The organism is Chitinimonas violaceus (assembly GCF_052601015.1).
Window position 1 is genome coordinate 24699 of the sequence record NZ_JBQXDJ010000008.1, and the last position, 11888, is coordinate 36586.

The window sequence follows — 11888 nt, forward strand, 5'->3', positions numbered from 1 at the left end:
AACTGAATGACCCCAACCTTTACCGACTGGCAACATGCCCTTTAATCTTCCCAATCTGCTTACTTGGGCGAGAATCCTGACGATTCCGCTGATTCTTGGTGTTTACTACTTCCCGGATAGCTGGCTGTTGCCTGCCAACAAGAACATGGTCGGCGCGCTCCTGTTTATGCTGGCCGGAATTACAGACTGGTTTGATGGTTATCTGGCCCGTAAGTGGAACCAGTTGTCTGCCTTTGGTGCGTTTCTCGACCCGGTGGCGGACAAGTTGATGGTGGCGGCTGCATTGATTCTGCTGGTGCAACTGGGGCGGGCAGAAGCATGGTTGGCGGCAATCATCATCGGCCGTGAAATCACGATTTCCGCATTGCGTGAGTGGATGGCGCAGCTGGGCAATAGCAAGAGCGTCGCCGTATCGTTTGTGGGCAAGGTGAAGACGGCAGCCCAGATGGTGGCGATTACCGTTCTCCTGTTCCATGAAAACCTGATCCCTGGCGTCAATATGCAGCTGCTGGGGTCCGTCTGCCTCCTGGTGGCGGCCGTGTTGACGCTCTGGTCGATGGGGTACTACCTGCGTGTAGCTTGGCCTCAGTTGAGCGGCCGTCAGTAAACCTGAATTGGCGTCTGTACTCTGGTTGCTAGCGTGCGTAAGCGCGTGATAAGTTCGATCTCCCCGAACGCAACCAGGCTGTGGAGTAACCGATGGCACAGACCCTCTATGACAAACTCTGGCAGAGCCATGTGGTACACGAAGAAGCCGACGGTACCGCACTGCTGTATATCGATCGACATCTCGTACATGAGGTCACCAGTCCTCAGGCTTTTGAAGGCTTGAAGCTGGCGGGCCGTAAGCCCTGGCGTATTAACTCGATTGTGGCTACTGCTGACCACAACACCCCTACCGATCACTGGGATCAGGGCATCCAGGACCCTATCTCGCGCCAGCAGGTGGAGACGCTCGACGCCAATATCCGCGAAGTAGGCGCGCTGGCCTATTTCCCATTCAAAGACAAAGGCCAAGGCATTGTGCATGTGGTGGGCCCGGAGCAAGGCGCCACCCTACCGGGCATGACCGTCGTATGCGGCGACAGCCATACTTCCACCCACGGCGCATTTGCTTGCCTTGCGCACGGTATAGGTACTTCCGAAGTTGAGCATGTCCTGGCAACCCAGACACTGGTTGCCAAGAAATCCAAGTCCATGTTGGTCAAGGTGGAAGGTCAGTTGGGTCGTGGTGTGACCGCCAAGGACGTTGCGCTTGCGGTTATAGGCAGAATCGGCACGGCAGGCGGCACAGGTTATGCGATTGAATTCGGTGGTTCGACCATACTCAGCCTCAGCATGGAAGGCCGGATGACCCTGTGTAATATGGCGATTGAAGCGGGTGCACGCGCTGGCATGGTGGCTGTGGACCAGAACACGATCGATTATCTGCAAGGCCGGCCATTCGCGCCTAAAGCCGAGCACTGGGACAAGGCAGTAGCGTATTGGCGTACGCTGGTTTCTGATGAGGGAGCCCGTTTTGACGCTGTTATCGAGCTGGATGCAGCCAATATTGCCCCGCAGGTTACCTGGGGGACCTCGCCGGAGATGGTGGTTACGATCAACGACCGTGTACCTGACCCGGCTGTCGAGACGGACCCGACTCGTAAAACAGGTATGGAGCGTGCGCTAAGCTATATGGGATTGGTGGCGAATACGCCGATCAATGAGATTGCTGTCGATAAAGTGTTCATTGGTTCCTGCACCAATAGCCGTATCGAGGACCTTCGTGCTGCGGCGGCCATTACGCGTGGCCATAGAAAAGCTGCCAATGTGAAGGCGGTGCTGGTCGTGCCGGGTTCCGGTCTTGTTAAACGGCAGGCCGAGGCTGAAGGGCTGGACAAAGTGTTCATCGAAGCCGGTTTCGAATGGCGCGAGCCGGGTTGTTCGATGTGTCTGGCCATGAATGCCGACAGGTTGGAGCCCGGTGAGCGCTGTGCGTCGACCTCGAACCGCAATTTTGAAGGGCGGCAAGGGCAGGGCGGGCGTACGCATCTTGTCAGTCCGGAAATGGCTGCAGCTGCGGCGATTGCCGGCCATTTTGTCGATGTGCGAACTTTTGCCTGAATTCGGCTTTATAACGAAACCTGGGAGCGATCAATGACAAGACTGGCACTAATCGTTCTGGCCGCGCTAATTGGTCTGCAGCTGACTGCCTGCAATACGATGCAAGGCATTGGCAAGGATATTAAAAAGGGTGGCGAAGCCATCGAGCGCGCTGCCGATAAAGCCAGCAGTTGAAAGCTTAGAGAGACAAATATGCACGCATTTACCACTCTGAATGGCTTGGTCTGTCCGCTGGATCGGGCCAATGTCGATACCGATGCCATCATTCCCAAGCAGTTTCTCAAGTCGATCAAGCGTTCCGGCTTTGGCCCGAATCTGTTCGATGAATGGCGGTACCTGGACCATGGCGAGCCCGGCATGGACAACAGCAAGCGGCAGCTCAACCCGGAATTCGTACTGAACTTTCCACGTTACAAGGGTGCCCAGATATTGTTGGCGCGGGAAAATTTCGGCTGCGGCAGCTCGCGGGAGCATGCCCCCTGGGCGCTGGAGGACTACGGTTTCCGCGCCGTAATTGCGCCGTCGTTCGCCGATATCTTCTTCAACAATTGCTACAAGAATGGTGTGCTGCCGATTGTGCTGCCTGCCGAAACCGTTGAGCAGTTGTTTCAGGAAGCCCAGGCAAATGAGGGATACCGGCTGACGATTGATCTTGCGGCGCAAACTGTCATCACGCCGGCTAGCGTAAGATTTGGCTTTGATATTACGGGTCATCGTAAGCACTGCCTGTTCAATGGTCTCGATGAAATTGGCCTGACGCTGAATCACGCAGACAAGATCAAAGCCTTCGAAGCCCAACGCCGTATCGAACAGCCCTGGCTGTACGCCTGATTGCGCCGCCATGCACGGATGGCTCACCTTTATCGCACGGCTGCCTGTGCAGGTGCTCAGTCGACTACGGCAGCATGCGTGGTTGACGTTTGGTTTGATGGGGGTGTGCTTTCTTGGCTTTGGTATCTGCTCGTTGAACCTGATTATGTTGCTGCAAGCCAATCTCGACCTCTTTCTCGAGTATGGTTGGCAGGTGGTGCAAGAAGGGGCGCTCAGGCAATTGATCGAATTGATTGCACTGAGCTATCTGGCACTGGCGTGCTGGGTTGGCTTCAAATGTTGTGAGAAATTACTGGTGGACAGACTGACGCGTGACCCAGGGGAGGACAACCATGCTGGCGAGCAATCAGACTGAGTTGGAGCTGCTACGGACGGACTGTAAAGCCCTGGTGCGCAAACGGGCGCGCCTATCGGCGGGGGCTGCCGTTATTCCCGTGCCTGGTATGGATATGCTGGCGGATGTCATGGTGTACTCCGAGCTCTTGGAAACCATCAGTACACGCTTCGGTCTGTCGCATGCCCAACTGGCCAAGCTCGACCCGACAAGTCGGCAATATCTGATGCTGGTTGCAGGGCGTATCGGCAGCGACCTGATAGGACGTTTGATCAGCCGGCAGCTGGTCAGGTTGGTATTACGCAAGATGGGCAGCAAACTCTTGGGTAAGACGGTAATAAGGTTTGTGCCATTGGCAGGCCAGGCGGTCGCCGCCGGTTTGAGTTATCGGATGGTCACGGGCCTTGGCGATAAACACATAGATGATTGTTATCGGGTTGCGCTGGCGCATATAGCGCAACCTGAAAATACAGAGGGACAACCATGAAGATAGCCATTCTCCCCGGTGACTGTATCGGTCCGGAGATCGTTGCACAGGCTGTGCGCGTGCTTGATAAATTCAAGGCTGAAGGCCTGGTGGTGGAAACAACAACCGTGCCACTCGGTGGCGCCGCGTACGACCAGTATGGCGAGCCATACCCTGCAGCAACGCGCGATGCCGTTCGCGCAGCCGACGCCATTTTGCTTGGTGCGGTTGGTGGGCCGCAGTACGACACCCTACCAAGAGATAAACGCCCCGAGCGCGGGCTGTTGGCGATTCGCAAGGATCTGGGCCTGTTTGGCAATTTGCGCCCTGCCATTCTCTACCCGGAACTGGCCGGTGCTTCTACGTTGAAGCCGGAAGTGGTGGCCGGTCTGGATATCATGATCGTGCGGGAGCTGACCGGCGACATCTACTTTGGCCAGCCCAGGGGTATCCTCGTCAATACCGAGGGTGAACGTGAAGGCTTCAATACGATGCGTTACAGCGAATCGGAGATTCGACGCATTGCAAAAGTGGCGTTCGATATCGCCATGAAGCGCAACAAGAGGCTTTGCTCGGTGGACAAGGCCAATGTGTTGGAATGTACCGAATTCTGGAAGGAAATCGTGACCGATGTGGCCAAGCAGTACCCAGAGGTGCAGCTGAGCCATATGTATGTCGACAATGCCGCCATGCAACTGGTGCGTAACCCAAAGCAGTTCGATGTCATCGTCACCGGTAATATCTTTGGCGATATCCTTAGCGACGAAGCATCAATGCTGACCGGTTCGATCGGCATGTTGCCGAGTGCGTCGCTTGATGCCCATAACAAAGGGTTGTATGAACCCTGCCATGGTTCCGCCCCGGATATCGCAGGCAAGAACCTGGCCAACCCGCTGGCGACCATTTTGTCGTTGGCGATGATGATGCGTTACACCTTTGCCCGTGAAGACCTCGCTAAGCGTATTGAAGCTGCAGTGCAGGCTGTGCTGCGTAAGGGTTATCGTACGGCGGATATTTACGAGGTGGGTACCGAGAAGGTCAGTTGTTCGGTCATGGGTGACGCTGTCGTCGCGGCGGTGTGATGGTGACAGGCGCCCTGAAGCTGCGCAGCGCGGTACCTGACGATGCCGAGGCATTTGCCTGTATCGCGTCGGATGAATCCGTTTTCGGTAATCTGATGCGACTGCCTTATTCCACTGCCGCACAATGGTCGGAATGGGCGTCGAAGATCGGCCCGGAAGAGTTGCTGCTGGTGGCGGAACGGGATGGGCAGGTAGTAGGTTTTGCCGGGTTGAAAGCTGCTGCAGCCAGTCCACGCCGCCGGCATTCGCGTACCTTGTTCATTGCGGTTGCTACAACCGCGCAGCGGCAGGGGATCGGTAATGTTTTGATGCAGGCCTTGCTGGATGCGGCAGACCGCTGGATGGCAGTATTGCGTATCGAACTCGGTGTTTTCGTCGAAAATGAACCAGCGTATCGTTTGTATCAGAAGTTCGGATTTGAAGCAGAAGGCATTCAACGCGGTTTCGCGTTCCGAGATGGCCGCTACCAGGATGTACGCCTGATGGCGCGGCTCCATCCGCGTCTTTTGCAGCAGTGAGTTTCATTATTTATCTAGGTGATTCAGGAAAATTATCATGTTGAAAGTGGGTTTGGTCGGTTGGCGTGGCATGGTCGGTTCGGTGCTGATGCAGCGTATGCGGGAAGAGAATGACTTCGCGCATATTGATCCTGTCTTCTTTACTACCTCGAACGTGGGTGGCAATGGGCCTGATGTGGGCCGTGGTGTGTCGGCATTGAAGGATGCCAAGTCGATTGCCGATCTGAAAGCCATGGATGTCATCATTACCTGTCAAGGTGGCGACTACACGACCGAGATTCACCCTCAGCTGCGTGCTGCCGGTTGGAATGGGTATTGGATCGACGCGGCTTCCACACTGCGTATGGAAGACAACGCCGTAATCGTGCTCGACCCGGTCAACCTCGATGGCATCAAGGCATCGATTGCCAAAGGCGGTAGAGACTTTATCGGCGGCAACTGCACCAACTCCATTCTGTTGATGGGTGTGGGCGGTTTGTTCAAGGCCGGTTTGGTGGAGTGGGTGTCTTCGATGACCTATCAAGCTGCGTCGGGCGGTGGTGCGCAACATATGCGCGAGTTGCTGACCCAGATGGGTGCTGTAAATGGCTCAGTTGCTCACCTGTTGGCCGATCCAGCCTCAGCTATCCTGGAAATCGACCGTCGTGTAGCTGAAACCATGCGTGACGATAAGCTGCCGACCGAACACTTTGGTGTACCGCTGGCCGGCAGCCTGATTCCCTGGATCGACAAGCAGCTCGACAATGGCCAGTCCAAGGAGGAGTGGAAAGGCCAGGCTGAAGTAAACAAGATTCTGGGAAATACCAAGGTTATTCCGGTTGATGGCTTGTGTGTGCGTATCGGTGCCATGCGCTGTCACAGCCTTGGTCTGACCTTGAAGCTGAACAAGGACCTGCCGTTGGCTGAGATCGAAAGCCTGATCAAAGGTACCAACCAGTGGGTCAAGTTTGTGCCGAATGACCGTGCCACTACCGTCAAGGAACTCACCCCGACTGCCGTGACCGGTAAGCTCGATATCGCGGTGGGCCGTGTACGCAAGTTGAATATGGGTCCGGAATACGTGTCGGCCTTTGTCTGTGGCGATCAGCTCCTGTGGGGCGCGGCAGAGCCTTTGCGCCGTACCCTGCGTATTTTGCTCGACAAGTAAGCAACACAAAGTTTGCGGCCCGATTTCATCATCGGGCCGTTTGCTTTCATGGTTATCTCTCATGCAGACCACACTCATCAGTAATGCGCATTTTGCGCTACGCCCGTTACGCGCAGCCGATGCTGCTCAATTATTCAGCGCTATCGATGCTTCGCGAGCAGAAATCAGCCAATGGCAGAGCTGGTGCGGGCCGGATTACCACCTGGAACATGCAGCGCAATATGCAACCGATGGTGAGGCTAACTGGGAGGCCGGCACTGAATATAGCTTTACGGCAGTTTGTAAGCAGACCAGCCAGATGCTGGCCATGGTTTCGCTCAACCATATCCGGCGCGACCATCAGTTCTGCAATCTGGGCTATTGGACGCGTACCAGCCATGTCGGTCGTGGCATCGCCAGTCAGATAAGCCTCGCTGCCGCGCGTTTTGCATTTCAGACACTAAGCATGGCGCGGGTTGAAATTGTTGCAGAGGTCAACCATCTGGCCAGCCAGCGGGTTGCGCGCAAGATTGGCGCTCGCGAAGAAGGTATTGCGAGAAGTCGTTTGCTGTATCACGGTGAGCCGCGAGATGCGATGCTGTTTTCATTGATTAGCTCGGACTTGTTGTAATTGTCCGTCTGCTCGATATCCCCCCTATTTTCATGTCCATGAAATATGCTCGTTGGCGCGACTGGCTGCCCGATGCGGCAACAGTAAGTTGGCCGGAACGCCTGAGAGCAGGGGCAGGTGGTGCATTGGCCATACTACTGGTTGGCATTGTTGCTTCCAGCATCAGTTCGGGCCTTGGCGCTGTATTGATTACCGCGTCGATGGGCGCATCGGCCGTCATCGTGTTCGGCCTGCCGACCAGCCCCTTGGGTCAGCCCTGGCCATTGCTGGGCGGCCACCTTATATCAGCAGCCATTGGTGTGTTGTGCCAATGGTTTATTCCAGTGCCCCAACTGGCTGGTGCATTGGCCGTGGGCTTGGCGATCATCGCGATGTTGGCTTGTCGCTGCGCCCACCCGCCTGGCCGCGCGACAGCCTTGACGGCGGTGATTGGCGGGCCCGTGATACACCAGCTGGGTTTCGCTTATCTGCTTCACCCGATTCTGACAGGTGCGCTTGCCATTCTGGTGGTAGGCCTACTGGTCAACAACCTGCTTCTCGGCCGGCAATATCCGCTACGTAAGCATTTGAGCAGCAGGCATGGTGTGAAAGATCCAGAGCCTTTGGCGCGTGGCCCTGTACAGGAATCCGATATAACACGCGCAGTGGCTGAGCGCGATCTGCTGGTTGATCTGACGCCCGCCGAGCTTGAACAACTCTATATCTCAGCCGAGCGCTATGCGGCCAGTCGCCTGACTGGAGGTTTATGTTGTGGGGATATTGCCTCCCGTGATGTATTGGTCTTATCGGCAGATATATTGGCCGAACATGCTTGGCGTTTGCTCAACGGGCGAGCGATCAGTAGCGCGCCGGTCGTGGATGGGCAAGCTAGGGTTATCGGCCTGTTCTCGCCGACTGCAATGCTGCAGGATGCACCGACCCTGGCGTTGGCGCATGACGCGTTGAGCCGCCTGCAAGGCAAGCCGGTTACTGAAATGATGCGTCTCAATCCGCCCCTGGTAAGTGTAAATACCCCGGTAGCAGACTTGTTGGCGCAAGTGAGCGCCAGCGAAGAACACCTCACTCTTGTCCTTGACGAAGCTGGCGGTCTGTATGGTGTGATCAGCCAGACCGACCTGATCGCCAGCCTGTTTCATCAACAGATTTTTGACACCCAATCCGGCTCAGCCGGTTTGCAGAACTAGAACCATGCTACCTACCATCGAAAACCGCCTTGCCCAGGAATTGAACTGCCGCCCCAATCAGGTCGTGGCTACCGTCACCTTATTGGATGAAGGCGCCACTGTACCTTTCATTGCCCGTTATCGTAAGGAAGTGACTGGCGGGCTGGACGATACGCAGCTGCGTACGCTGGAAGAGCGTCTGCGCTATCTGCGTGAATTGGAAGAGCGGCGTACGGCGGTGATTGCTTCAGTTCAGGAGCAGGGTAAGCTGACAGCAGAGCTGCACGCAGACCTTCTGAGTGCCGACAACAAGCAGCGCCTCGAAGATTTGTATCTGCCGTATAAGCAGAAACGACGCACCAGAGCCCAGATCGCGCGTGAGGCAGGCTTGGCGCCGCTTGCGGAAGCTTTGCTTGCCAACCCGACCTTGAACCCGGAAGCCGAAGCCGCGGCTTACGTCAGCGAAGAGAAAGCTGTGCCGGATGTGAAGGCAGCCCTCGATGGCGCACGGCATATCCTGATCGAACAATACGCTGAAGACGCTGCGTTGTTGGGTGAGCTGCGTGAATTGCTTTGGAGTCGCGCTGAATTGGTTGTCAGCTTGGCAGATGAAGCCAAGCGGGAGGAGGGCGCCAAGTTCGCCGATTACTTCGACCACCGCGAACCCTTGGCCAAAACGCCATCACATCGTGCGTTGGCGATTCTACGTGGGCGTAATGAAGGCATTCTTAACTTCACACTGGCCTTGCCTGAGGATGCCAATCTTGCAGCTGGCCAACAGAGTGCAGGCGAAGCGCGGGTTGCCATGCGATTCAATGTCCGGGACATGGGCCGGGCAGCGGATCGTTGGTTGCTGGATGGTGTACGGCTTGCCTGGCGGGCGAAGATATTCCTCTCTTTGGAAGTGGAGCTCACCAATCGGATTCGCGATGCTGCCGAGGTCGAAGCCATCAAGGTTTTCGCCAGCAATCTGAAGGATTTGCTGCTGGCAGCGCCGGCTGGCCCGCGTGCTACCTTGGGCCTGGACCCAGGCTTGCGTACCGGTGTGAAAGTGGCTGTGGTGGACAACACGGGCAAGCTGGTGGCGACCGATACCATTTACCCCCATGTGCCGCGTAACGATTGGGATGGTAGCTTGCATAAGCTGGGTGTGCTTTGTGCGGCCCATAAGGTTGAGCTGATCGCCATTGGCAATGGTACTGCCAGCCGGGAGACCGACAAGCTTGCAGCCGAGCTGATCAAGCACTATCCGGCGTCGAAGATGCAGAAGATCGTTGTGTCGGAAGCGGGCGCGTCGGTTTATTCCGCCTCGGAATTGGCTGCCAAGGAATTCCCTGAACTGGATGTCAGCCTGCGTGGCGCTGTATCGATTGCCCGTCGCCTGCAGGACCCATTGGCTGAACTGGTCAAGATTGACCCGAAGGCGATAGGAGTCGGCCAGTACCAGCATGATCTAAATCAGGGCGAACTGGCGCGTTCGCTTGATGCGGTGGTGGAAGACTGTGTGAACGCCGTGGGGGTCGATGTAAACATGGCGTCCAGCGCCCTGCTTGCTAGAGTCTCCGGCCTGACGCCGACCTTGGCGAGCAATATCGTGGCTTTCCGCGATGCCCACGGTGTCTTTGCCAGCCGTGCCGCGTTGAAGGCGGTGCCACGCCTGGGCGAAAAGACCTTCGAGCAGGCTGCCGGCTTTTTGCGAGTGATGAATGGCGACAATCCGCTTGATGCCTCTGCGGTCCACCCGGAAGCCTATCCGGTGGTGGAGAAGATATTGGCCAAGAGTAGGCGTGAGATAAAGGCGGTGCTGGGGGATTCAACCTTCCTCAAGCAGGTGAATGCGGCAGACTTCACTGACGAACGTTTTGGCTTGCCGACCGTGAAAGATATTCTGTCTGAACTGGACAAGCCCGGCCGCGATCCACGCCCGGAATTCAAGACTGCGACCTTCCAGGAAGGGGTGGAGGATATCAAGGACCTGCGTGTCGGCATGATTCTGGAAGGCGTAGTCAGCAATGTGGCAGCTTTCGGTGCATTTGTGGACATTGGCGTACATCAGGATGGCTTAGTGCATGTCTCGGCCCTGGCAAGCAAATTCGTCAAGGACCCACGCGATGTCGTCAAGGCGGGCGACGTGGTCAAAGTAAAGGTGATGGAGGTCGACGTGAAACGCGCCCGGATCGCCTTGACGATGCGATTGGACGATCAACCCGGTGCAGCCGGCAATGGTAGGCCTAGTCCAGCAGAGCGGCCAACCCACCAGGTCCGCCAGCGTATGGAGAACAAAGCTGCACCTATTGGCGACAATGCGATGGCAGCAGCTTTTGCTGCACTGAAGCGGAAGTAGGCACGGCAACATAGGAAACAAAACACTCCGCAATGAGGGGTGTTTTGTTAATACAGTTGCGCATTATTTAATGCCTGTACGGCTAATAAAACCCAGCGAAGAGGTTCTGGTCAGGTGTGCAAACATAGACAGTACGTGGGTACGGCAAGTTTGCGCAACAACGCAAGAAGGGTTTTGTTGGCCGTATTAAGCCGATGCGTTCAAGCCTTTGGGCAGCGAAAACACAATCCCTTCAATGCGGCCATCCATTTCACGCACTTCATTACCGCCAAATTCTGCGATACGGGCGATGACTTCCTTGACCAGGACTTCAGGCGCCGATGCGCCAGCAGTAACGCCGACCCGGCCTTTGCCAGCAAACCATTCGGGCTTGAGTTCGCTGGCATTGTCGACCAGATAGGCATCAAGACCCGCATTACTGGCGACTTCGCGCAGGCGGTTGGAGTTCGAGCTGTTTACCGAACCCACCACGACCACGACGTCGGTTTCGGTGATCAACTGCTTCACCGCATCCTGGCGGTTTTGCGTGGCATAACAGATGTCGTCCTTCTTCGGGCCGACGATATTGGGAAAGCGCTTTTGCAGGGCTTCGACCACGATGGCCGCGTCGTCCACGCTCAAGGTGGTCTGGGTAACGTAGGAGAGTTTGCTGGGGTCGGTAACCTCCAGCTTTTCCACGTCGGCCGCATCTTCCACCAAATACATGCCACCGGTGGATTGGCCCATGGTGCCCTCGACCTCCGGATGTCCTTTGTGGCCGATCATGACGATCTCAAACCCGGTTTCGCGCAGCTTTTTCACTTCCAGATGCACTTTGGTCACCAAGGGGCAGGTAGCGTCGAATACCTTGAGGCCACGCTCTTCAGCCGCACGCCGCACTGCCTGCGGCACACCATGGGCCGAGAAAATCAGCGTGGCACCTGTGGGCACCTCCGCGAGGTCCTCAATAAAGATGGCGCCTTTGCGTTTGAGGTCTTCCACCACGAACTTGTTGTGCACCACTTCATGACGCACATAAATCGGTGCGCCAAACTGCGACAGGGCGCGCTCGACGATGGCGATGGCACGATCTACACCGGCGCAGAAGCCGCGAGGGTTGGCGAGAATGACTTGCATGGGGCGCATGGCAATATAGAGGGCTGATGGCTTCGAAAGAACCGATTTTACCGGATAGTGTGACAATGCTCGTATAAAGTCGGCCAAAATCTGTAAATGCGGGTTGTCATGGCAGATTTCAATAGCTAGTGATCGACTGCAAATCCAGAGAAAAAGAGGTGTGCCCACTAG

At 56.2% G+C, this 11888-nt stretch carries 13 protein-coding genes; 12 read left to right on the top strand and 1 reads right to left on the bottom strand.

Translation table 11 applies throughout. From position 1 onward, the window contains the following. Positions 1-34 precede the first annotated feature (34 nt). The 12 genes from pgsA (at position 35) to ACUHMQ_RS04580 (ending at position 10601) form a co-directional block, all read left to right on the top strand. A complete protein-coding gene (gene pgsA / locus ACUHMQ_RS04525; RefSeq protein ID WP_445294253.1) occupies positions 35-607 on the top strand; it encodes a CDP-diacylglycerol--glycerol-3-phosphate 3-phosphatidyltransferase in 573 nt (190 codons plus the stop codon). 92 nt (positions 608-699) lie between these two features. Then, a complete protein-coding gene (leuC, locus tag ACUHMQ_RS04530; RefSeq protein ID WP_445294254.1) occupies positions 700-2106 on the top strand; it encodes a 3-isopropylmalate dehydratase large subunit in 1407 nt (468 codons plus the stop codon). Positions 2107-2139: 33 nt separating this feature from the next. Further along, complete coding sequence (locus ACUHMQ_RS04535; protein ID WP_445294255.1) at positions 2140-2280, top strand: entericidin A/B family lipoprotein; 141 nt, start codon at positions 2140-2142, stop codon at positions 2278-2280. 18 nt (positions 2281-2298) lie between these two features. After that, a complete protein-coding gene (gene leuD / locus ACUHMQ_RS04540; protein ID WP_445294256.1) occupies positions 2299-2937 on the top strand; it encodes a 3-isopropylmalate dehydratase small subunit in 639 nt (212 codons plus the stop codon). 10 nt (positions 2938-2947) lie between these two features. Next, positions 2948-3292 (top strand): hypothetical protein, encoded by a 345-nt coding sequence (locus ACUHMQ_RS04545; RefSeq protein WP_445294257.1) that lies wholly within the window; start codon positions 2948-2950, stop codon positions 3290-3292. Beyond that, positions 3270-3758, top strand: a complete 489-nt coding sequence (locus tag ACUHMQ_RS04550) for a hypothetical protein (RefSeq protein WP_445294258.1) — start codon at positions 3270-3272, stop codon at positions 3756-3758. The genes ACUHMQ_RS04545 and ACUHMQ_RS04550 overlap by 23 nt, the downstream gene beginning before the upstream one ends. Then, positions 3755-4819 carry a 3-isopropylmalate dehydrogenase gene (gene leuB / locus ACUHMQ_RS04555; protein ID WP_445294259.1) on the top strand — a complete coding sequence of 355 codons (1065 nt, stop codon included), beginning with the start codon at positions 3755-3757 and terminating at the stop codon, positions 4817-4819. Before ACUHMQ_RS04550 ends, leuB begins: the two co-directional genes overlap by 4 nt. Next, a complete protein-coding gene (locus tag ACUHMQ_RS04560) occupies positions 4819-5337 on the top strand; it encodes a GNAT family N-acetyltransferase (RefSeq protein WP_445294260.1) in 519 nt (172 codons plus the stop codon). Before leuB ends, ACUHMQ_RS04560 begins: the two co-directional genes overlap by 1 nt. Positions 5338-5374: 37 nt before the next feature. After that, positions 5375-6484, top strand: coding sequence for an aspartate-semialdehyde dehydrogenase (gene asd / locus ACUHMQ_RS04565; RefSeq protein ID WP_445294261.1), 1110 nt, complete (start codon positions 5375-5377; stop codon positions 6482-6484). A 61-nt stretch (positions 6485-6545) separates the two neighbouring features. Further along, the gene (locus ACUHMQ_RS04570) at positions 6546-7094 is read left to right on the top strand and encodes a GNAT family N-acetyltransferase (protein WP_445294262.1); all 549 of its coding nucleotides are present in this window, start codon (positions 6546-6548) and stop codon (positions 7092-7094) included. A 38-nt stretch (positions 7095-7132) separates the two neighbouring features. Further along, positions 7133-8278: an HPP family protein gene (locus tag ACUHMQ_RS04575; RefSeq protein ID WP_445294263.1), complete on the top strand. Its 1146-nt coding sequence runs from the start codon at positions 7133-7135 to the stop codon at positions 8276-8278. A gap of 4 nt (positions 8279-8282) precedes the next feature. Continuing rightward, positions 8283-10601, top strand: coding sequence for a Tex family protein (locus tag ACUHMQ_RS04580; RefSeq protein WP_445294264.1), 2319 nt, complete (start codon positions 8283-8285; stop codon positions 10599-10601). Positions 10602-10787: 186 nt separating this feature from the next. Here ACUHMQ_RS04580 and ispH read toward each other — a convergent pair whose 3' ends face one another. After that, positions 10788-11726 carry a 4-hydroxy-3-methylbut-2-enyl diphosphate reductase gene (gene ispH, locus ACUHMQ_RS04585; RefSeq protein WP_445294265.1) on the bottom strand — a complete coding sequence of 313 codons (939 nt, stop codon included), beginning with the start codon at positions 11724-11726 and terminating at the stop codon, positions 10788-10790. Between the last annotated feature and the right edge of the window lie 162 nt (positions 11727-11888).